The following is a 21,255-nucleotide window of genomic DNA, read 5'->3' on the forward strand; positions in this document are numbered from 1 at the left end:
ATAAACCCGCGGCCCCGCGGCGGCTACAACGCCCGGAGGCGGACGAGTCTGACGGGATGGTTGTTCGTCCTGATCCCGGTTCTTATGATCAGCATTTTTTACTTTTATCCGATGGTTCAAGCCTTTATCCTGTCCTTAAAATCCGGGAGAGGCAGTAATTTGAGCTTCGTGGGCGCCGACAATTATATCCGGCTGTTCAGTGACGCGAATTTCATTACGGCCGTAAAAAACACGTTCATTTATTTGATCGTCCAGGTTCCGATCATGCTGGTACTGGCGATTTTTATCGCCGTCCTGCTCAACGACGACCGACTGAAATTCAAAGGTTTTTTCCGTACGGCGATCTTTCTGCCCACCGTGACGTCGCTGGTCGCTTACTCGGTCGTGTTTAAATACATGTTCGGCCCCGACGGCATCGTCAACAAATTTTTGCTGAACCTGCATCTGATTCAGGATCCGATCCAATGGATCACCGACCCGTTCTGGGCCAAAGTTACCATCATTATTGCGATTACCTGGCGTTTTACCGGCTATAATATGATCTTTTACCTGTCTTCTTTGCAAAATATCGATAAATCCGTGTATGAAGCGGCGAGGATCGATGGAGCGGGGGCCATTACTCAATTTTTCAAAATCACGATTCCTCTCTTGAAGCCGATCATTTTGTTTACGACAATCACATCGACAATCGGAACGCTGCAGCTCTTTGACGAGGTGGTCAACATCACGAAGGGCGGTCCCGGCAACGCGACCATGTCGATTTCCCAGTATATTTACAATCTGTCCTTCGAATACACGCCGGATTTCGGCTATGCGGCAACCGTCTCCTATTCGATCGTCTTGATGGTGGTGATTTTGACGATGCTGCAGAACAAAATTGGAGGCGATAAACGATGAACCGAACCAAACGTGGATTTACGTACCTCTTTCTGGGAATCGCCGCTCTGATTTCCGTTTTTCCGTTTATCTGGATGGTGGTCAGCGCCACGAACCCTTCCGTTGAAGTGACGAAAGGTACGTTGATCCCCGGCTCGCATTTGCTGGAGAACTTGAAAAATCTGTTCAGCACCGTGGATATGTGGGGGGCCCTGTGGAATTCCGCGAAAATTTCCATTGTAACGACCGTGCTGTCCCTGCTGGTCGCTTCGGCGGCCGGCTACGGGTTTGAAATGTACCGCAGCCGCAGCAAGGACATCGTATTTAATATTCTGCTGGCTTCCATGATGATTCCGTTTGCCGCGATTATGGTGCCGCTGTTCCGGATGTTCGCCAAGCTGTCTTCGGTCGTGCCTTTTCTGGGGATCGATACGGCGGCGTCCGTCATCCTGCCGACGTTTACGACCGCGTTTCTGATTTTCTTTTTCCGGCAGAGCACGAAGATGTTTCCCAAGGATATGATGGAGGCCGGGCGAATCGACGGTCTGTCCGAACTCGGCCTGTTTCTCCGCATCTATATGCCGACGATGAAATCGACTTACGCGGCCGCGGCGATCATCACCTTTTTGAGCAGTTGGAACAATTACCTGTGGCCGCTCATCGTCCTGCAATCGCCGGAGAATATGACCGTACCGCTGCTGATCTCCAACCTGGGCTCCGGTTACGCGCCCGACTACGGGCTGATCATGTCCGCGATCGTCATTACAACGCTGCCTACGGCCATCGTCTTCTTCGTCATGCAGAAGCAATTTGTCGCGGGAATGACAGGCTCCGTGAAATAAAAGATCGATTCATTCACCCATATCCCTATCCCGGGCTTCGCCGGGTTAAGCGGGGACCGTTCCGAACAGACTTTGTTTGGGGCGGTCTTTGTCGATTTTTCTCCTTTGTTTCGGAAGGAGCCAGGAGGTACAATTAAAGCTATGAACCCATAGATAGAGTAAGCAGGGGCTAAGGAACGGGGAGGAGAAGAGGATGGCGGAATGGTTTGAGGAAAGTTTTGGCGAAGACTATTTGCTCGTTTACAAACACCGGGATGTGCAAGGCGCTAAGCGGGAAGTACATAAAATGACGTCCTGGCTGGGACTGCCCAAAGGGGCCAAGGTGCTGGATCTGTGCTGCGGAATGGGGCGGCATTCGCTGGCTCTCGCCGAATCGGGCTTCGAGGTGACGGGGGTCGATTTGTCCGAGGTGCTGCTCCGGGAAGCGCGCAGGAACGATCCGGAAGGCAGAGTGGCCTGGCTGCGGGCGGATATGAGGAAATTGCCGCTGGACGGCGGATATGACGCGGTCGTCAACCTGTTCAGCTCGTTCGGATATTTTGAACGGGACGAGGAGCACGTCAAGGTGCTTCGGGAAATCCACAGGATGCTGAAGCCGCAGGGACGGTTTATCATCGACTTTTTGAACCCGGCATATACGGCGGCTCATTTGGTACCCGTTTCGCAGCGGGTCGATGACGGTCAGCGCATTGACGAACAGCGGGCGATTGAGCAGGGCTATGTAAAAAAATGGATTACCATTACGAATGAAGCGAATCCCGGGGAAGCGCCCCGGCGTTATGTGGAGCGGATCAAGCTGTATTCGCGGGAGACTTTCGAGGCGATGCTGGTCGAGGCGGGGCTTGTGCTGGAGCAAGTGCACGGCGGCTACGACGAGGAGCGCTACGATCCCGAGCGGTCGCCCCGCATGATCATGGTGGGGAGGCGTCCATGATTCAAGCGGTCGATTTTGAAAGATTTGACGAAGAGGACCTGGTCCGGCTCCGAATTCCGATGGCTCCGCCGCTCCGTTGGGTCAACAGTTACCTTCTTCGCGGACCGGAAGGCGTGGCGATCGTGGATCCCGGTCCCCGGTCGGAGGCATCGGAAGCCGTATGGGAGGCGGCATGGGACACCCTCGGGGTGTCCCCCGATGAAGTCGTGTCCATCGTACTGACCCACCACCATCCGGATCACTACGGTTTGGCCGGGTACCTGCAATCGCTCACCGGAGCCGAAGTCTATATGTCCGAGCGGGCCTATGAGGAGACGGGGCGGATGTGGGGATCGGGCAGCACGATGAACGAAGCGCTGCCGAGCCTTTACCGGCGGCACGGGATGCCGGAGGAATGGAGCGGGCAGCTCCCGGCCCATCTGCGGAGCTTTTTTGCGCAGGTGACGCCGCCGCCTTCCGTCCGTTTTCTGAAGGAAGGCGATCGGCTGGTCATGGGCGGACGGCGCTGGATGGCGATCGAGACCGGAGGGCATGCCCCGGGGCATCTGTCGCTTTACGAAGAAGAACGCAGGCTGATCCTGTGCGGGGATGCCGTGCTGCCGCAAATTTCGCCCAATGTAAGCCTGCTGCCGGGCAGTGATCCGCAGCCGCTGCAGACCTTCATGGCTTCCCTGGCCAAACTACGGGCGGTGGAGGTGGCCAAGGCGTTCCCCGGCCACCGGAATCCGTTCCCCCATTTCGCGGAACGGTGTGCCGCGCTGATCGCCCATCACGAGGAGCGACTCGCCATGATCGAAGCGCTGCTGGCCCGCGGGGAGATGAGCGGCTTTGAAGTCTGCGCCGCCCTGTTTGGGACGGACCTCGGCATTCACCAGATGCGCTTCGCCATGTCGGAGGCGCTGGCGCATCTGGTGGAGCTGGTCCGTCGGGGCCGGGCGGTCGAAGAAGCCGCCGACCTGGACGGAACCGTGGCATACCGGCTCGCGTAACATTTTAAAGGGAGAATATCCCGTTAATTGGCGAAAAAAAGGCTGTCCCGCCCTTCATCTTGAACGAGAGGGGCGGGACAGCCTTTTACGCATGTTTAACGGACGATGTCCTGGCCGAGCGTCTCTTCGCCTTGCTCCATCTCCCGTTCCGTCTGCTTGCGGTGGGCGATCCGGCTGCTGGCGGAGGCCGCTACCGCGCCGACGATATCGTCCAGGAACGTGTTGCAAGGGCCGAGCGTTTTGTCGTTCAGGCGCTCCAAAACCCCCGGCTTTAACTTGTCCACATAGCCGTAGTTCGTAAAGCCGATGCTTCCATAAACATTCACGATGGAAAAGGCGAGGATTTCGTCCACGCCGTACAAGCCCTCATCGTTGGCGATCATATCCTGAAGCTCGGGGATCAGCAGACCTTGCTCGCTGAGAATGTCCAGTTGGATTCCCGTGAGCACCGCGTTTTGGACCTCCCGTTTTTTAAGCACTTGCTCGACATTATGAATGCATTCTTCCATGGTCAGATTCGGATAATACTTTTTTTGAAGCAGCATCACCAATTCGGCGATTTCCTCGATTTTGACGCCCCTTTTCTCCAGCCACATTTTCGTGGCGTCGGCCACCTTTTTACTGTTCAGACTGTAAGGCGCTTTTGCTTTTCTTGGTTCGATGTCCATATCCTTCACCTACTCCTCGCAATTTTCAAAGTGCCTGCCTTAGGATTCCCGTCAAAGACACATAGCTATGATGCAGTCTGTCCACCTTCCCGAAAAATTAGTTATTTTCCGAAAGAGGGCTCGTATACATAGTAATAGAGGTTGTTCAAAAAGTCATCTTTTCGGGCAATCCCAGAACAGGTCAGTTGAGGAGGAAACCCGGTTATGATCTCAAACCGCCATTTACGAAAAACCGCCGTGGCCGGCGTGTTGGCCATTCCGCTGGTGCTTGGGGGCTGCAGTTTGTTCGGGACAGGCTCTTCGGCGCAAATCGATCCGCCCCCGAGCGAGATGGAAATGCAGATGTTGAAGTCACTGGAAACCGCGAATCGGTCCGCTGCGGAAACCGAGGAATCGTTGTCCACCGTTTATTTGCAGAACGAGCAGGGGTTGCTGGCGCCCGTCTCTCTCCATTTGCCCAAAGGCAAAGGCGATGCTGCCGATAAGCTGAACCGGATGCTGGAGATGCTCGTAACCGACGGAGCTTATGAGGGCATGCTGCCGGCCGGATTTAAAGGAGTGCTTCCGCAGGGAACCCAGGTCCAGGCCGTCACGTTGAAAAAAGACGAGAAGCTGGCGGTCGTGGAATTTAACAAATCGTTCGGGAACTATGCCGCCGAGGACGAACGCAAAATCGTGGAGGCGGTCACCCGGACGCTTGTGGACGATCCCGACATCGACAAGGTCCAGCTTTGGATGGATGGAGCCAAACTCAACGAAATGCCCGTCAACGGTTTTCCGCTGGATCGGCCGCTGACCCGCAGCGTCGGGATCAACCTGCAGTTGGGTGAGGGAACGAGCCTTTCGCAAAAGCGACCGGTCACGGTCTTTTTCTCGGCGTCGAACCCCGACGGGGAGCCGTATTTCGTTCCGGTGACCCGGTTTGTCGATGCGGACAGCAATCCGGTGACGGGGGCGCTGGGCGAACTGATCAAGGGTCCGGCCCGCGGGGACGGCCTGGAGCGCGTTCTTACGGACAATTCGGTCCTGAAAGCCGTGGAGCTGTCTGAGGATGGGGTGATTACCGTCTCCCTCGAGGACGATATGTTCGAGCCGGGCGAGAAGCTGCCCGCCCAGATGCTGCAATCGGTGGTGCTGACGGTGACGGAGAACGCGCCGGACAAAAAGGTGCGAATCTGGCTGAACGGGCAAAAGGACGTCGTCGGCATGGACAACCAGAAATACGGGGAGCCGGTCCTGCGCCCCGAACGCATCAATGAAATCCCGTTGTAAAAGCGGGTTTGGGGAGTAAGGGGACCCGCGGAAAGCGGGTCTTTTTCCGCCTGCTCGGCGACATCGGGATTTGGGCGGCGGGAGGAATGGAATGATGCTTTTATGCCCACACTTTGGTAGAATAGGGAAAGTCATTATAAAGACAGCATGAAACGTAGGAGGCAATCAGAATGAGAATAAACGGGCGTGGAGCGGATGAGCGGCGGCCGATGAAATTGACCGTGGACATCAACAAATATGCGGAAGGCTCCGTCTATATCGAGGTCGGCGACACGAAAGTCATGTGCACGGCCACGGTCGAGGAGAAGGTGCCGATGTTTATGAAGGGACAGGGCAAAGGCTGGGTGACCGCCGAGTACGCCATGCTTCCGAGGGCGACGAATACGCGGAACCAGCGCGAATCGGCCCGGGGCAAGCTCAGCGGCCGAACGATGGAAATCCAGCGTCTCATCGGCCGGGCGCTGCGGTCGGTCGTCGATCTGCAGGCGCTTGGCGAACGGTCCATCACGGTCGACTGCGACGTGATCCAGGCGGATGGAGGAACGCGGACGACGTCCATCACCGGCGCTTTTATCGCACTCGCTTACGCGGTAAACAAGCTTGCGGTCAAGCACTCCCTGCCCGTATTTCCGATAACGGATTATTTGGCGTCCGTGAGCGTCGGCGTCGTGGGCGAACAGATGCTGCTTGATCTGAACTATGAAGAGGATTCGAAAGCCAAGGTCGATATGAACGTCGTCATGACGGGGCAAGGACAGTTCGTCGAGGTCCAGGGAACGGGCGAGGAGAAGCCTTTCTCGAGACAGGAGCTGGACGGGTTGCTGCAGCTTGCGGAGAAAGGAATCCGGGAGATGATCGAGCAGCAGCGCGAAGCTTTGGGACCGATCGGCTTAAAAATATCCGGCGGCGAAACGGGGGCAAATGCATGAGCAACCGAGAGGATTCCGTGATTATCGTCGCTACCCGCAATCAGGGGAAGGTGCGCGAGTTCGCGCATGCGCTGAAGTTTTTGGGCAAGCCGGTACACAGCATGTACGACTACCCGCAGGTCCCGGAAATCGTTGAGGACGGCGAGACTTTTGCGGAGAATGCCAGGAAGAAGGCCAAGACCGCCGGGGATTTGCTCGGGCACCCCGTCCTTGCGGACGATTCCGGTCTCTGCGTCGATAAACTGAACGGGGAGCCCGGCGTCTATTCCGCCAGATACGCGGGGGAGGGCGCTGCGGATGAAGAAAACAACCGCAAGCTGCTCGCGGAACTCGAGAAGCTGCAGCAGGGCGAAGATACGGAGCAGCCGCTGCTGAGCACCGCCCGGTTCGTCTGCCATTTGGCGCTGTATGACCCGGCGACGGGGGAATTTACCGAAGCCTCCGGCACCGTGGAAGGCTGGATCACCTCGGAGCCGGCGGGGGGCGGCGGCTTCGGTTATGATCCGCTGTTTTACCTGCCGTCGTACGAGAAGACGCTCGCCGAGCTGACCCTGGAAGAGAAGCAGGCGGTCAGCCACCGGGGAGCGGCGCTGCGAGAACTGGCGGAGAAGCTGGAGCAAACCGTGCACAAGCTATAGAAAAATTAGAAAGCCGCATTCCGCGCTTGTTCGCAGGGAATGCGGCTTCTTTGGTTGAAGTTGCATGGCGGCCTAGCGGATGGCCACCTTGTAGGTGGTCAGCCAGTGGTTGACCTGAGCCAGGTAGGCAAAGAGCTGCGGCCCGGACATCAACTGGCCGAACCAGGGCAGGTGGGACGAAGACTCCGGAGAAGCGGCGATTTCGCGGATCCGGTCCGCATCGATCAGCGGCAGGATGGGCGAGGCGGGGTTATCCAGAATTTCGAGCATCTGTCCCCGCACCGCCTCCAGATAGGCCGGATGATGCGTTTTGGGGTAGGGGCTTTTTTTGCGGTAGAGGACATCGTCCGGAAGAACTCCTTCCAGCGCCTTGCGCAAAATCCCTTTCTCCCGGCCGCCCGTCGTTTTCATCTCCCAGGGGATATTCCAAACGTACTGAACGAGACGGTGATCGCAATAAGGCACGCGCACTTCCAATCCGGCCGCCATGCTCATTCGGTCCTTGCGGTCCAACAGGGTCGGCATGAACCGGGTGATATTCAGATACGACATCGTGCGCATGCGGGCCTGTTCCGGGGTTTCCCCGTTCAGTTGAGGCACCTCTTCCAAGGCCTCGCTGTACCGGTCCGCGACGTACCGCTCCGGGGCGATCCAATCGCGGATTTCCGGCGAGAGGAGGCCGGCGCGCAGCCCGGTGGCGATCGACCACGGAAACGTGCCGGAGCCGAGCAATTCCTCCCGGTGGAACCACGGATATCCGCCGAACACTTCATCGGCGGCCTCCCCGGAAATGGCGACGGTGGCGCCCTTTTTGATCTCCCGGCAGAACAGGAGGAGGGAGGCGTCCACATCGGCCATCCCTGGCAGGTCCCGGGCCTGGGTGGAGTCCGGCAGCGCGCCGACAAGCTCGGGGGTATCAAACGAGATCCAGTGATGCTCCGTGCCGAGCTCCTCGACCATCCGTTTGATCCAGGGGGTGTCGGCCCCCGGCTGAAAGCTGTGGGCCTGAAAATACTTGTCGTTATCGGTGTAGTCCACCGAATACGTATGCACCTGACCCTGCCCGGTCCGCCGGTAATAATCGACGGCCAGCGCGGTCAGGGCGCTGGAATCGAGACCGCCGGAGAGCAGGGTGCAGACCGGAACGTCCGAGATGAGCTGACGTTCCATCGTATCCTGCAGCAGGCTGCGGATCTCGCCTGCGGTCGCTTCCACGGAATCCGTGTGCGGCTCGGCCTCCAGCTTCCAGTAAGCGTACGTACGGAGCCCGGACCGGTTGTAGATCATGACCTGGCCGGGCCGCAGCTCGTTCATGTCGCGATAGACCCCATGCCCCGGCGTTCGAGCCGGCCCGATGACGAAGATTTCCGCCAGTCCTTCCGGCCCGACGACGGCTTCCATCTTCGGATGCTTGAGGATCGACTTGGGCTCGGAGGCAAAGATCAACGTCCCGTCAAGCTCGCTGTAAAACAGCGGTTTGACGCCGAGCCGGTCGCGGGCGAAACAAACGTGCTGTCTTACGCTATCCCAGACCGCGAAAGCGAAGATGCCGTTCAGCCGGTAAACGCAATCCGGCCCCCACTCGATGTAGGATTGGAGCAGTACCTCCGTATCGCAGTTTGTCCGGAATGAACGACCCCTGCGGCGAAGTTCGTCTTTTAGTTCGGGGGCGTTGTAGATCTCCCCGTTATATACGATGCTGTAAACGGCATCTTCCTCCTGAATCACCATCGGCTGAGCGCCGTTTTCGGGATCCATGACGCTCAGCCGCCGATGCCCGAAAGCGCAGGGCCCGGATATCCAGGTCCCTTGGGCGTCCGGCCCTCTTTTTTCCAAACAGGATGTCATCGACAGCACCAGGTCCAGCTCTGCCGTCAAATCTCGATTCCATTCGATAAAACCCGTGATTCCGCACATGGTGGTTTCTCCTCTCTATGATCGCTTACGTTCCCATTTTGGGCCGGCTGAAAAGTACTAACAAATTATGCCTACCCGGGGCATAAAATGTCTGTCCTTAAAGGAAAACTATGAGCAAACGGGGGATTTCCCCGGGGCCAGGAGGTAGGCGATGGAGAAAAAAACATACTATGTATCCCTGCAAGGCCGGTCCTTGCTGGAGGATCAGGGCGCGACGGGTTATGAGTGGGAGATCCGCGCGACCCCGGAAGAAGCTGACACGATACGTCATATGTTGGAGCAAATTGATGAAAAAGAAGTGAGCACCTTTTTTGCCTACACGTATCCTTGGCCGGATAGTCCCGAGGAGGACGTGAACGCCAGCTACCAAAGCCAAGTGGATGAACTTTATCGGCAGATTTACAAGCTGGGTACCGAGGAAACGCGTGAACAGTTACACCGCTCCCTCCGGATTTCTCCCGGGATGGTGGAGAGCGAGGAGGTTTAGGGATGTACTACATCAAGGATGCCGTATTCCGGCGGATCACCGAAGTTGAAGGAACGCCTTGCGGGGAAATCCTGGTCCGCCCGGGGGCGGTGGACGACCCCGATCTTTTTGTGTACGTGGCTCGTTCGTCCGGCGGACAGGGCGGGGAGTACGAAATCGTGCGCATGATCCAGAGCGATGCCGACCTCGAAACAGACTGGTACGACAACAATATGCACCAGGCGTTTGAGGAGGTGGCCGAGCAGGATTTTTGCCGCGAGGGCTGGCCGTCTCCCGAGCGGCAGCGGGCCGAGTTTCTGCAGCGCCTGCTGGCGGACCGCGCGATCAAGGAACGGCTTGACGACGGACTATCGCCGTCCATTTCGGGGGAGTGACGGCCCAAAATTGTCATAAGGCCAAATAACCCCTTTGAAAAATAGAAAGGATGCGTTATAATAAATAACGCATCCTTTTTACATAACTTTGTGTCCCAGTAGCTCAGCTGGATAGAGCAACGGCCTTCTAAGCCGTCGGTCGGGGGTTCGAATCCCTCCTGGGACGTATAGGAAACCAGTCCATGATATGGACTGGTTTCTTTCGTCCCAAGGGATGAGAACCCCAGTAGGAGTTCGTCGGAGCGAGACCACCCGCGGATTAGCGGGGGAGGGGCGAGCGGAGTCTCGCGCGGGAGCGCGACTGTGTAGAATTCCACCCAAAGTAGATATAAAGCGGCACTGTCTGCAACCAGTCTACACACTCCACAAATTAACGGGAAAACCTCCCGTTAATTTTCCACTATTGTCCCTTAGATCCGATTTAGCTGGAAAAATTCCCGCTATTTTGCGACCTAACCGCCGATATATGCGATTTCAGCCGAATTAGCGGGAGTTTTTCCTGTTAATCCACCTCTGCAGCCTTATAGGCACCCAATTAACGGGAGGAATTCCCGTTAATTTGATCCCCGTCCCCTCTCCATCCCCCTCAGCGCGTATATCGCCATCCTCTACTACCTCATCCGAATCAATGAGATCAATTTAGTTACTCCGACTAACTTTCTATAGTTCAAACTTATAGAGAAATCGGATTATGTGGTGAAATGCCCTAAATCCGTTTTTTATCGTAGGGAATTGTGATAGTATTTCCCATATACTAAACGTTTAGTATTAAACGATTACTATAAAAGTTATTAGAGGAGGTAACAATCATGACCCGTACCATGGTATTGGGACTTTTAAAAGCCAACGGTCCGATGTCGGGGTATGAAATTCAGCAGATGATGGAATCTTCCCAGACCGATTTGTGGGCTTACGTGAAGCCGGCATCCATTTACCATGCTCTAAAGAGACTGCAGGAGGAAGGGAAAGTGGTGTTGGAAAAGGTCGAAAAAACCGGGATGAGGACCAAATCCATTTTTAAAATTACCGAGGATGGGGTTTTCGAATTGAGCCGCTTATTGAAGACTTCTTTTTCCAACTCATCCGTTATGTTCCCCGCATCCCTGTACACGGCTTTGACATTTATGGAGAACCTGGAAGAGGACCAAATCGTGGAAGCTCTGGAAGAGCAGAAAACGCAAATTTTAAAGGTATACGCCAGCATGAAATCGGGATACGAGAAAAAGCGGAATGTACCGGGAGAAATAACTCCGAAAATCGATGTTATTTTTCATAATATTTATGACCAATGCGAGCTTCAGCTTAAATGCATCGATGAAATACTGGGGATTTTAGGGAGAGGGGTGTGAGCTTCATGGATTCCACCCCCCTTAAAAAATCCGTTCTGTCGGTTGTGATCGTGGCTATATTTGCGGATATGTTAATGTACGGTATCATCGTTCCGTTTCTGCCGCTCCATGCCGAATCGCTGGGTGCCTCGCAATCGGAAATCGGCTTGCTTTTTGCCAGTTATGCCATCGCTTTATTTATAGCGACGCCATTCGTCGGGGCTCTGGCAGACCGGTTAGGCCGAAAAAAGATGCTGGTGGCCGGGCTGATTGTGCTGTCGGCGACAACTTTGGTTTATGCGTTTTCTTCGAGCTTTTTGGTTCTGGTCCTGGCGCGGGCCATGCAGGGAGTAGCGGCGGCGGCGCCGTGGACGGCGGGACTTTCCTTGCTCGCCGAGGTTTTCCCCGCTAATGAGCGAGGCCGAGCGATGGGCATCGCTATGTCGGGCCAGGCGGGGGGAATTCTGCTCGGTCCGCCAGCCGGGGGCTGGCTGTATGAATGGGGCGGCTACCGTCTGCCGTTTCTGATCGCGGCGGGGATCGCTCTTTTGGCTGCGACCATCAGCGTTGTGCTTCTGCGTCATTTGAACGATACCAAAGCGGACAAATTTATTTCCCCTTTCCGTTTGCTGCGGAGTAAGCGAGTAATAGTGATCGCTGGCGTGGCTACGGTGGGAGCCGCTTTGTTTGCAAGTATAGAGCCGACGCTGCCGATTCATTTTAATGAGGACCTGCACTTGTCCCCCTCCATGATCGGTCTGATGTTTGTGGTAGTCACCTTGATTTACGGTGTGGCTGCCCCATGGATCGGTTCACTGTCTACCCGGCTGGGGCATCTTGCAACGATTCGGCTGGGAATTGTAATGGCTGCGGTCGCATTGCCGTTAAATGCTCTTCCCAAGCAAATTTGGGTGCAAATTATCGGGTTGATCGGTTTGGGAATCAGTCTGGGATTGGTGTTGACACCCGCGCTTCCGAAGCTTGCCGACATCTCGCAGGAAATGGGGGTCTCTTCCCAAGGCGCTACATTTGCGGCATATAACACGGCCTACTCGCTTGGCATGATGCTCGGTCCCCTCCTGGCGAGTGCATTGACGGATCGTTTCGGGCTTACGGCGGCGTATATGACATTGAGTGTCTTGTTTTTAATTTATTTGCTCCCTCTCCGTAAGCTAAAGGCCTGACATGTTGGCCAATCATCAGAACTGGCATAGTCTGCCGGATTTAAAAGTCCGTGGACCTGTCGTGGAATATCCGGAGGATCTGATGATCCCGGTAGAGCGAGCGTCTTTTCCCACAAATTGCCCCTATTGCGGGAGCGGGGAGCCTTTACATAAACACGGGTGTAGGGAGCAAGTGGTGTTGGACCTGCCTGTAAAGCAAAAACATGCTAGTTTGCTAATTTTGAGGAGACGGTACAAGTGCAGAAATTGCGCCGCTGTATTTTGGGAGGAACTTTCCGAAGTGGACCGCAAAAGGAGGATGACCAAACGGCTCGTTAAGATGATCGGAGACTTGCTAATCGCCGATTATACTTATGTGGGAATTGCGAATTTGATTGGGGTCCATGAGAAGACGGTTCGGAACATTCATAAGGATTGCAGCAAGGGGACGAGTTTCAAGGAATGTGCCAAGGGAAACTGCGATGCGGAAAGACACCGGTAAAAATATCCGAATAGTTTATGACATAAGGTCAATTTCAAACCATAAAGGTTGGACAATGAACGAAGCACCTCGTTTAACGAAGTGCTTCGTTTACAATATACCCCCATCCGGTATGATGTAAACTACAAAAAAACACTTCCCGCTTGAGTTTCTTGGCTCAAATAGTCAGTGTGTTTATATGCTGGTATTCAATTATAAAAATATTCAAAGTCTTTATGGAGCGGGTGAAGGGAATCGAACCCTCGCCTCAAGCTTGGGAAGCTGGCGTTCTACCATTGAACTACACCCGCAAAAGCTAAGCAAGGAATATTATAACGCGAACCCGGACAAAGATCAAGTCATCGACTTGTTGGCTCGTGGTTTTTCATTCACTTGACGACGATTCTGCGGGCGGCCGCCATTCCTCTTAACTCGACGTTCAGCTTCTCTTTCTCTTCATCACTAAGATGCAGGCATATTCCATAGTGGATGATCTGCGGTTCAAGCTCCTTTTGCCAACGAATTTCCCCTGTAAAGGCATAAGAGTTTTCATTGAGACGTACATGCAGGAGAAGTCTTATGTTGTGCGAAAAAGCGCGAAGGTTTAGCGCGGTCCGGATTCGACAACCCGATTTGCTGATGTCGACCAATTCGATGGGTGCGGGTTTGGTCGGTAACGGGCTTCCGTTGATTTCAACAATTTCGATCCAAGCATCGAGCGGCGGATTAAAGGAATAGCGAAACGGTTCAGTCCTTCGATTAATCATAAATACCTCCTGCACGGCAAAGTAGTTACGATTATAGCGGAAGATCGTGACGAAAGACATCGATCCAGGGGCCTATTTTTCGACGAAATTCCCTATATCCCCCCCTATACCTTCCTAATAAGGAAATAATTTTTATTTTAAAAAAGAAAAAAGAGTCCCTCTCCACAAAAGTTTTGTTTTTTTGCGAATTTACAAAGTATTACAATCCAGCGGAATTGCTTTAACAAATGTATACGACAATCAATTCATAGTTACGATGCCAATATAAAAGGGTGAAAACGAATGAAGATGAGTAGAGTTCTGGGCATGATTTTAGCATCCGCGGTTGTGACATCGGCGGCGACGTTAACGTCTGCAGCGGCTGCCGGCCAAAAGCCAGTCGCGACGCAATCCGGCGCAAGCCAACTGAAAGTGGTTAACCAAAGCGTGGTGATCGACGGCGCCAGTATTTCACTGAAAAGCGTGACGGTTAACCAAGTAGCTTTATACTCGCTTCGCGATTTGGCGGGCGGCTTGGGAGCGTCCATTAAGCAATCGGGCGTCGAATTGACCGTTACGGACAGCATGGGATTGCACACGGTAATTTTGAAGGCCGGCTCCAAAAGCTATCGAGTTGACGGCTCAGACGCCCAGTTTGCGGTGGCTCCGCAATCGGTACAAGGTTCACTTTACGTAGAGCCGATTGCGCTTGTCAACGCCTTGGGAGGGGAAGCGCTTCCGGATACGGGGGAAATCCACAGCATGGCTCGCTTGAGCGGCCAATTTTCCGCGCCGTTGTTTGATGCCGCCGGGAATGTACTCGTCACCCAAGAAGACGCGGAAATTCCGCAACTGATCAAACTTGGGAAAAATGGACAATACGACGTATTTTCCGACAACGGCAACATCGTGGGGGCCGCACTTTCTCCCGACCGTACCGCCGCTGCCTTTACGGATGAGAACGGCGCCCTGTTTCTGCTAAACATGGGGAACGGAACGGTGAAACGGCTTGGCACCGATACATCGGTCAAAACGGATTTGACGTGGTCGGCAGACGGAAAGAAGATTTACTTTATCCAGGGCGACAAACAGGAGAAGATTGCATACATAAGTCTGGATGAGGCCAAGGTGACGGAAGTGCTGGCTGACAAAGTCGAGAACAAATCGGAGGTCCAAGTATCCCCGGACGGCAAGAAACTCGTGTATTTTGTGACCATGACCGGCAAAGCCGAAACGGACAAGGAAGGCACGGAAGGGTCGCTGACCATCGACTATTCCAAAGCCGGAACGCAAGCTTTCTCGCTGGAACTTGGCAATAAAGAAGCAAAACCGGTGCAATTGACCAAAGATCAGGATAACAAGTTATATCTGTCCATATTGCCGGACGGAAGCGCGAGCTACATCAGCGCGGATCCGGAAGGGCAGGTTCAGAACAGTGTCCTGAAGCTTATTTCCCCGGACGGCACAAAGATCAGCAATCTGGTTGCCGACGTCGATGTTGTTTCGAGCGAAGTGATCGGCGGCAAATTGATGATTCTTGCCGAGGACGCGAATGGCAGCCATCTGTTTGAAGTAACCCCTGCGGGCGCGAAGACGGAATTGTTCGGCACGAAAGCAGCCGTTTCGGAATGGGCCGTGGCGGCGGACGGAACGATCGCGGTCATCGCGGACGGCAAAGTGATCTTGGTGAAGGACGGCAAAACGACGGAATTAACTAAATAATATAATGCGAGAGGAGTTTTTTTGAATGAATTGGTTTAAAAAATTATCTTTGGTTGCTGTAGCCTCAGCGGTGCTGCTGTCAACGACGATTTCCGGCTCGGCTTGGGCCAAGGACGATTTGAAGGGGAAAATTACGGTCAACGGCTCGACGGCTCTTTTGCCGCTTACGTTGCAGGCTGCTAAAGAGTTTCAAAAGCTGCATCCGAAAGTAAAGATCGCCGCGTCGGGGAAAGGCTCCGTTACCGGCCCGCAGGCTGTGAAGAAGGGCATCGCGGACATCGGTGCCTGTGACTGGGACGCCAGTATGGACGTACCGGGTTTTAAAGCGTTCGAAGGGCAAGTCGCCAATAAAGTGGCGGTGATTCCGTTTGCCACAATCGTCAATAAAAGCGTGAATGTGGACAATCTTACGACGGAACAGTTGAAGGGGATTTATGCCGGTAAAATCACCAACTGGAAAGAGGTTGGCGGAAGCGACGAAGATATCGTGGTAATTACCCGTTCGTTCGGTTCGGGCACGCGCGTCAATTATCAAGCCAAGGCGCTTGACGGCGGGGATATTGTGAAGAAGGCGAAGAACTACAAGGAAGTGGGTTCCAGCGGCGACATGAAAACAGCAGTAGCCACGACGCCGAACTCCATCGGCTACATCGACCTGACCTATATCAGTGGAACTGACATCAAAGCCGTGAAGCACGACGGGGTTGAAGCAACGGTGGAAAACGTCATCAACGGCAAATATAAAATTTGGTCTTACGGGTACTACATGACGAAAGGAGAGCCTACCGGAGCAACGAAAGCATTCATCGAATACGTACAAAGCAAAAAGTTCCAGGAAGGTTCCCTGAAAAAGCTAAAGTTCATTCCGATCTCGGCAATGAAATAAGTCAGGCAGCATCAATTGGGCCAGCCCCTGAGTTACGGGGCTGGTTTTATGTATGGGAGGAATCAGGGTGAATCTACCTGCTCAAAACACCGTTCCGCGCTCCGGTTCGGCCGCGGACCCGCAGGGGCAGCGGAGACAGAGGTCCAGAAATTTCCGGGCAAAGCTGGTGGACCGGCTGTTTAAAAACTACTTTCTGTTCAGTATTTTGGCGCTGTGTCTGGTCTTGGCGATGGTTATCTTCTTTATCGGCAAAACAGCGATTTTAACCTTTCGGGATGTGTCGCCGGCCGAGTTTTTCTTCTCCTTCGACTGGACGCCGGAGGAAGAACGTTTCGGCGCCGCGTTATTCATTGTCAACACGTTGTCCTTAACCGCCTTGACGATGATCATAGCGGTCCCTATTTCCGTGGGCATGGCCATCTTGATCGCGGAAATTGCGTCTGCTTGGCTGAAAAAAATCATTCGCCCGCTGCTGGACCTGCTGGTCGGAATTCCGTCTATCGTTTACGGGTATCTCGGTCTGACGGTACTGCTTCCGCTGCTGCGGGAATGGAGCGGTGAAGGATTGGGAGATGGCTTGTTGGCCGCGGCGCTGGTACTGACGGTCATGATTTTGCCGACGATAAGCCGCATCAGCGACGACGCCATCACGTCCGTCCCGAAAAAGTACCGTGACGGATCATACGCGCTGGGTTCCACCCGGCTGCAAACCATCTTCAAGGTTGTATTGCCGTCGGCCAGCCGCGGCATCGTCGCGGCCGTTATATTGGGCATGACCCGGGCCATCGGCGAGACCATGGCTGTGGTCATGGTGATCGGAAATACGCCGCAGCTTGCCAAATCGCTGTTTGCTTCCGCTTCGGTGCTGACAAGCAACATCGTGATGCAAATCTCCAATGTCGAGTTTGAATCAACGTGGAACTACAGTCTGCACATGATGGCGTTTTTACTGCTGCTCATCTCCTTCGTACTGATTTTGATTATCCGTTTTATCGGTAGGAAGGGAGAGGCCTAGGTCATGAACGGATTTAAAATCTCCCGTCAAAACACCCGTTCTCTGATATGGGATCGTATCGCAACCGGTTGTTTTTACGGATTGGGCGCGGTGATCATGCTGCTGATTTTTTGGTTGTTGTTCACCATCCTGAGCAAGGGGCTGCCGCAATTATCCTGGGACTTCCTGATCAAGCTGCCGGAGGAAATCGATGCCGGTGGGGGCATCGGCCCCATGCTGTTCAACTCGTTTTACATATTGGCCCTGTCATTGCTGATCTCGATTCCGATCGGCGTCGGCGCGGGCATCTATATGGCGGAATACGCGCCGAACAACCGGTTTACGGAGGTGCTCCGCATTTGCGTAGAATCGTTGTCCTCCGTGCCGTCGATCGTATTCGGCCTGCTCGGCCTGGCGATTTTCGCCGAGTATTTCGATGTCGGCCTGACGATTCTCGGCGGCGCTGTCAGTTTGGCCTTCCTCAATTTGCCGATGCTGGCCCGCGTCACGGAAGAGGCGGTCCGGGCGGTGCCGAACGACCTTCGGAACGCGGCGTACGCCCTAGGAACGACGCATTTCCAGGCGATCCGCACCGTCGTCATCCCCGTGGCGATGCAGGCGATCATCACCGGTATTTGCCTGGTGGCCGGGCGCGCTTTCGGGGAGTCGGCCGTCATCATTTTGACGGCGGGGCTGAGCACCTCGGGGGAGATGTGGGACTTTAATTTGTTCTCCCCCGGCGAAACATTGGCCGTTCACTTATGGTACGTCCAATCGGAAGCGATCGTGGAGGATGCCCGGCAGATTGCCGATAAGTCGGCCGCCGTGCTTGTGTTCGTCGTGCTCCTAATCAATCTGGTTTTCCGCGTGCCGCTGTGGATCAATAACAGAAAGCTGAAAAAATAATCCCCGCTGCGTGAAGCAACAAAACAAAAGCCGCCGAAGCGAATCGCTTCGGCGGCTTTTTTTCGGGGAAATCAACCCTGCCGCGGAGTAATGGCTTAAGGTTCAACGCTTGCCGACGGAGCGGCGAGCAGTCCCCGGATATCCGGCTCCATTTCCGCGGGTTCCGTTCGGGCGCTGTACTGTCTAACGATATTTCCGCTGCGGTCGATCAGGAATTTGACGAAATTCCATTCGATCTCCCCGGTGCGGTAAGGTTCGGGGACATGCTGCACAAGATACTTGTACAGCGGATGGGCTCCTTCGCCCTTCACCTCGATTTTGCCGAACATCGGGAAAGTCACTTGGTAGTTCAGTTCGCAGAAGCTCTTAATCTCCTCTTCGGTCCCCGGTTCCTGTCCGGCAAACTGATTGCAGGGAAAACCGAGTACGCTGAAGTCCTGATCTCTATACTTTGAATAAAGCTCTTGAAGTCCCTTGTAGTGGGGCGTAAGTCCGCAGGCGCTGGCGGTGTTCACAATCAGCAGGACCTGTCCTTGATAGGGTTCCAGCGTGGTTTTCCGTCCGTAGATCGTCGTTACTTCGAAATCGTATAAGCGCATCATTACACCAAATCACAGGCGTCCGCCGGCATCCAGTGGGCATCCTGTCCTTCCCATTTCACATTGCAGCCGATCGGGTTGGTCAACGGTACCGAAATCGGCTGATGATTCGTTAATTCCGTAAGGGCCCGTTCCAAATCATTGACGGTCATTTTGTCCGTTTCCCGGGGATTGTCCACGCCCCGTCCCGTATAGACGAGCCGGCGTTCGGAGTCGAATACGTAGAAATGAGGGGTCCGGAGGGCCCCGTAAGCTTTGGCGGCCGTTTGTTCCTTATCGCGCAAATAAACCCAAGGGAAGCGGTGCTCGTTCATACGCTGCACCATATGCTCAAAAGAGTCATTCGGATGCGTCTGCTCGCTGTTGGAATTGATCCCCACAAACATAACCCCTTTTTCCCTGAAGGCTTCGGCGGTTTTTCTCGTAACTTCGTCGGATCCGATCACAAAAGGACAGTGGTTGCACGTGAAAAAAACAACCAAATAAGGGGAAGCTGCGAAGCTCTCCAATGCGTATTCCTTGCCGTCCGTGGCCGGAAGCCGAAAGTTCGGGGCTTTTTCACCAATCGCTAACGTAAAGCTCATATGCGTTTCCTCCCTTAGAAATAGTGTCCCTTCCATAGTAACCGATGTCACAGGCTAATCTCAATTTTGACACAAATCAAAATTCTCACGACAATGACGTAAAAGTGCAAAAAAACAGAAAGTAAATCATTGGATTGCAAATGGAGGTTACGGTTATAATTTAGGCAGATCAAAACTGGCAGGGAATGGAGATGGAGAGATGGCCAGAAAAACAAGAAAAGTTACCATCGTGGGTTCCGGGCTTGTCGGCGCGGCCTGCGCTTATTCCATGATCAATCAGTCGATATGCGATGAGATCATGATGGTGGACAGAACGTATGACCGTGCGGTAGCCCAGGCGCTTGATTTATCGCACTGTATGGATTTCACGTCGACCCGAACGAAAGTTTATGCAGGCGATTTGGAAGACTGCCGCGATGTCGATGTCGTCGTCTTGACGGCGGGGGCCAATCCGAAACCGGGCCAATCCAGGCTGGATGTTCTGGAGGCGGCGGAGCAAATTACGTCCGGGATCGTCAATCGGATTATGGGCAGCGGCTTTGACGGCATATTTGTCGTAGCCGCGAATCCGGTGGATGTGGTGACGCACATCGTACGGGAAGTGTCCGGGCTGCCCCGGAATAAAGTGATCGGCACGGGAACCTCCCTGGATTCCGCGCGGTTAAAAACGCTGTTGTCCGATGTTTTCTCCATCGACCCGCGCAGCGTTCAGGGCTATGCGCTCGGCGAGCACGGAGACTCTCAATTCGTGGCCTGGTCGCATGTTACGATCGGGGGCAAGCCGATTCTGCAAATTTTGGAGCAGCATAAGGAACGTTTTCAAGGGGTCGATCTGAAAGAGATCGCGCGAAAAACGAAGGATGCGGGATGGGAGATTTTTACCCGGAAAGGCAACACGCAGTTCGGAATCGGCAACGCGCTCGCTTACATCGTTCGCTCCATTTTAAACGACGAGCATAAAATCATCGCGATCTCCGCCATCTTGGAGGGAGAGTACGGCCAAACCGGCGTATGCGCCGGGGTTCCGGCCATCATCGGCGAAGGCGGAATCCAAGAGGTCGTAGAGCTGAACCTGAATGCGGAGGAACAGCATAAATTCAACGAATCCTGCTCGATCATCAAGAACGCCATTCAAGGACTGGCCGGCCGGAAGTAAAGACGCGGCCTTAAGCCTTGGGAACGAGGGCACTTCCTGCTCCAGCCTGTTCTTCTCCGTCATGTCTTGAAATATAGTGGAGATATGACGAACACGCGAAAAGGAGAGAGAGGAATGGAATCCCTTTCTATTAAAAAGTTGGCGGATCTCGACGCATCCGGACGGGACCAGGCGGTTGAAATTTTTACGGACGCTTTTTTACGTTCGCTACAGTTCATGTCCAAAGACCAGACCAGGCTGACCCGAGCGCTCAGGCATGCTTTCGTCGGCGATCAGTTTTATACGGCGGTGGAAAACGGCAAGGTTCTCGGCATTTTTGCTTATTCCACGAACCTGGCCCGGGCGTTCTCGTTCGATAAACAAATATTTCAAAAAGAATTCGGCCGGATTAAAGGTTCTTTAATCTACAAGGTGCTGCATGGGGAGTTGGGCAAACCGCTCGATTTCAACGACCACCAGTGCTACTTCGAGTCGGTGGCCACCGCCCGGGAGGCCAGAGGACGCGGGATCGCCACGTTGCTCAACAACCACCTGATCGCCGAGCTCGATTATGACGAGTTTATCCTAGAAGTGGTGGATACGAACACCAGCGCCTATCGACTGTATGAAAAACTGGGGTACACCGAGATCAAACGGAAAAAACAGCGGCTGTTCCCCAAACTGGCGGGATTTAACGAGCGCATATATATGAAGCGGGGGAAGGGGTAGAGACGAGTCTATCCCCAAGGAGTTTAACGCTGCTGAACATGCTTGATCCCTTGACC

Annotated in this window: 23 protein-coding genes and 2 tRNA genes; 19 read left to right on the plus strand and 6 right to left on the minus strand. The window is 54.2% G+C overall.

Going from position 1 to position 21,255, the window contains the following annotated elements; translation table 11 throughout:
* The first annotated feature begins 84 nt into the window (after positions 1-84).
* The 4 genes from LBW89_RS22555 to LBW89_RS22570 all read left to right on the plus strand — a co-directional run bounded on the left by LBW89_RS22555 (position 85) and on the right by LBW89_RS22570 (position 3,641).
* On the plus strand, positions 85-897 hold the full coding sequence (locus LBW89_RS22555) for a carbohydrate ABC transporter permease (RefSeq protein WP_225040498.1): 813 nt from the start codon (positions 85-87) through the stop codon (positions 895-897).
* The gene (locus LBW89_RS22560; RefSeq protein WP_148457197.1) at positions 894-1,718 is read left to right on the plus strand and encodes a carbohydrate ABC transporter permease; all 825 of its coding nucleotides are present in this window, start codon (positions 894-896) and stop codon (positions 1,716-1,718) included. Before LBW89_RS22555 ends, LBW89_RS22560 begins: the two co-directional genes overlap by 4 nt.
* A 193-nt stretch (positions 1,719-1,911) precedes the next feature.
* Entirely contained in the window at positions 1,912-2,652 is a 741-nt protein-coding gene (locus tag LBW89_RS22565; RefSeq protein WP_148457199.1) for a class I SAM-dependent methyltransferase, read from the plus strand.
* Positions 2,649-3,641, plus strand: coding sequence for an MBL fold metallo-hydrolase (locus LBW89_RS22570; protein WP_148457201.1), 993 nt, complete (start codon positions 2,649-2,651; stop codon positions 3,639-3,641). Before LBW89_RS22565 ends, LBW89_RS22570 begins: the two co-directional genes overlap by 4 nt.
* Positions 3,642-3,736: 95 nt before the next feature.
* Here LBW89_RS22570 and LBW89_RS22575 read toward each other — a convergent pair whose 3' ends face one another.
* Complete coding sequence (locus LBW89_RS22575; protein ID WP_148457204.1) at positions 3,737-4,309, minus strand: phosphatidylglycerophosphatase A; 573 nt, start codon at positions 4,307-4,309, stop codon at positions 3,737-3,739.
* 204 nt (positions 4,310-4,513) lie between these two features.
* Between LBW89_RS22575 and LBW89_RS22580 the strand changes: the two genes are divergently transcribed.
* From LBW89_RS22580 to LBW89_RS22590, 3 genes are all read left to right on the plus strand, one after another.
* Complete coding sequence (locus tag LBW89_RS22580) at positions 4,514-5,581, plus strand: GerMN domain-containing protein (protein ID WP_148457206.1); 1,068 nt, start codon at positions 4,514-4,516, stop codon at positions 5,579-5,581.
* A gap of 170 nt (positions 5,582-5,751) precedes the next feature.
* Positions 5,752-6,510, plus strand: a complete 759-nt coding sequence (rph, locus tag LBW89_RS22585) for a ribonuclease PH (RefSeq protein WP_148457208.1) — start codon at positions 5,752-5,754, stop codon at positions 6,508-6,510.
* A complete protein-coding gene (locus LBW89_RS22590; RefSeq protein WP_148457210.1) occupies positions 6,507-7,148 on the plus strand; it encodes an XTP/dITP diphosphatase in 642 nt (213 codons plus the stop codon). The genes rph and LBW89_RS22590 overlap by 4 nt, the downstream gene beginning before the upstream one ends.
* 72 nt (positions 7,149-7,220) lie before the next feature.
* On the opposite strand, the gene asnB is transcribed toward LBW89_RS22590, so the two are convergent.
* Positions 7,221-9,065, minus strand: a complete 1,845-nt coding sequence (asnB, locus tag LBW89_RS22595; RefSeq protein WP_148457212.1) for an asparagine synthase (glutamine-hydrolyzing) — start codon at positions 9,063-9,065, stop codon at positions 7,221-7,223.
* Positions 9,066-9,216: 151 nt separating this feature from the next.
* On the opposite strand from asnB, the gene LBW89_RS22600 reads away from it, so the two are divergent.
* The 6 genes from LBW89_RS22600 to LBW89_RS22625 all read left to right on the plus strand — a co-directional run bounded on the left by LBW89_RS22600 (position 9,217) and on the right by LBW89_RS22625 (position 12,919).
* Entirely contained in the window at positions 9,217-9,552 is a 336-nt protein-coding gene (locus LBW89_RS22600) for a hypothetical protein (protein WP_148457214.1), read from the plus strand.
* 2 nt (positions 9,553-9,554) lie between these two features.
* Positions 9,555-9,926 carry a hypothetical protein gene (locus tag LBW89_RS22605; RefSeq protein WP_148457216.1) on the plus strand — a complete coding sequence of 124 codons (372 nt, stop codon included), beginning with the start codon at positions 9,555-9,557 and terminating at the stop codon, positions 9,924-9,926.
* Positions 9,927-10,018: 92 nt separating this feature from the next.
* Positions 10,019-10,092 (plus strand) — tRNA-Arg (locus LBW89_RS22610).
* A gap of 643 nt (positions 10,093-10,735) precedes the next feature.
* Positions 10,736-11,275 (plus strand): PadR family transcriptional regulator, encoded by a 540-nt coding sequence (locus LBW89_RS22615; RefSeq protein WP_225040457.1) that lies wholly within the window; start codon positions 10,736-10,738, stop codon positions 11,273-11,275.
* 5 nt (positions 11,276-11,280) lie between these two features.
* The gene (locus LBW89_RS22620; RefSeq protein WP_225040459.1) at positions 11,281-12,438 is read left to right on the plus strand and encodes an MFS transporter; all 1,158 of its coding nucleotides are present in this window, start codon (positions 11,281-11,283) and stop codon (positions 12,436-12,438) included.
* An 82-nt stretch (positions 12,439-12,520) separates the two neighbouring features.
* A complete protein-coding gene (locus tag LBW89_RS22625) occupies positions 12,521-12,919 on the plus strand; it encodes a transposase family protein (protein WP_225040500.1) in 399 nt (132 codons plus the stop codon).
* A 216-nt stretch (positions 12,920-13,135) separates the two neighbouring features.
* On the opposite strand, the gene LBW89_RS22630 is transcribed toward LBW89_RS22625, so the two are convergent.
* Together LBW89_RS22630 and LBW89_RS22635 are read right to left on the minus strand one after the other, a co-directional pair.
* Positions 13,136-13,209: transfer RNA gene (locus LBW89_RS22630), tRNA-Gly, on the minus strand.
* A gap of 78 nt (positions 13,210-13,287) precedes the next feature.
* Positions 13,288-13,665, minus strand: a complete 378-nt coding sequence (locus LBW89_RS22635; protein WP_170287182.1) for a PilZ domain-containing protein — start codon at positions 13,663-13,665, stop codon at positions 13,288-13,290.
* A 282-nt stretch (positions 13,666-13,947) separates the two neighbouring features.
* Between LBW89_RS22635 and LBW89_RS22640 the strand changes: the two genes are divergently transcribed.
* The 4 genes from LBW89_RS22640 to pstA all read left to right on the plus strand — a co-directional run bounded on the left by LBW89_RS22640 (position 13,948) and on the right by pstA (position 18,152).
* Positions 13,948-15,366, plus strand: coding sequence for a stalk domain-containing protein (locus LBW89_RS22640; protein ID WP_225040461.1), 1,419 nt, complete (start codon positions 13,948-13,950; stop codon positions 15,364-15,366).
* Positions 15,367-15,391: 25 nt separating this feature from the next.
* Positions 15,392-16,252, plus strand: a complete 861-nt coding sequence (locus tag LBW89_RS22645) for a phosphate ABC transporter substrate-binding protein (RefSeq protein ID WP_225040463.1) — start codon at positions 15,392-15,394, stop codon at positions 16,250-16,252.
* Between the two features lie 67 nt (positions 16,253-16,319).
* Positions 16,320-17,267, plus strand: coding sequence for a phosphate ABC transporter permease subunit PstC (gene pstC, locus LBW89_RS22650; protein ID WP_225040464.1), 948 nt, complete (start codon positions 16,320-16,322; stop codon positions 17,265-17,267).
* A gap of 3 nt (positions 17,268-17,270) precedes the next feature.
* The gene (gene pstA, locus LBW89_RS22655) at positions 17,271-18,152 is read left to right on the plus strand and encodes a phosphate ABC transporter permease PstA (RefSeq protein WP_225040466.1); all 882 of its coding nucleotides are present in this window, start codon (positions 17,271-17,273) and stop codon (positions 18,150-18,152) included.
* 95 nt (positions 18,153-18,247) lie between these two features.
* Here the strand turns inward: pstA and LBW89_RS22660 are convergent, their stop codons facing one another.
* The gene (locus LBW89_RS22660; protein WP_225040502.1) at positions 18,248-18,751 is read right to left on the minus strand and encodes a glutathione peroxidase; all 504 of its coding nucleotides are present in this window, start codon (positions 18,749-18,751) and stop codon (positions 18,248-18,250) included.
* Positions 18,752-18,753: 2 nt separating this feature from the next.
* Positions 18,754-19,335 (minus strand): thioredoxin family protein, encoded by a 582-nt coding sequence (locus LBW89_RS22665; RefSeq protein WP_225040468.1) that lies wholly within the window; start codon positions 19,333-19,335, stop codon positions 18,754-18,756.
* 199 nt (positions 19,336-19,534) lie between these two features.
* On the opposite strand from LBW89_RS22665, the gene LBW89_RS22670 reads away from it, so the two are divergent.
* Both LBW89_RS22670 and LBW89_RS22675 read left to right on the plus strand, forming a co-directional pair.
* A complete protein-coding gene (locus tag LBW89_RS22670) occupies positions 19,535-20,491 on the plus strand; it encodes an L-lactate dehydrogenase (RefSeq protein ID WP_225040470.1) in 957 nt (318 codons plus the stop codon).
* A gap of 114 nt (positions 20,492-20,605) precedes the next feature.
* Positions 20,606-21,199: a GNAT family N-acetyltransferase gene (locus LBW89_RS22675; RefSeq protein ID WP_225040472.1), complete on the plus strand. Its 594-nt coding sequence runs from the start codon at positions 20,606-20,608 to the stop codon at positions 21,197-21,199.
* The last annotated feature ends 56 nt before the right edge of the window (positions 21,200-21,255 follow it).

The sequence above is a fragment of the Paenibacillus sp. alder61 genome (assembly GCF_020179875.1).
Taxonomy (GTDB): Bacteria; Bacillota; Bacilli; order Paenibacillales; family Paenibacillaceae; genus Fontibacillus; species Fontibacillus faecis.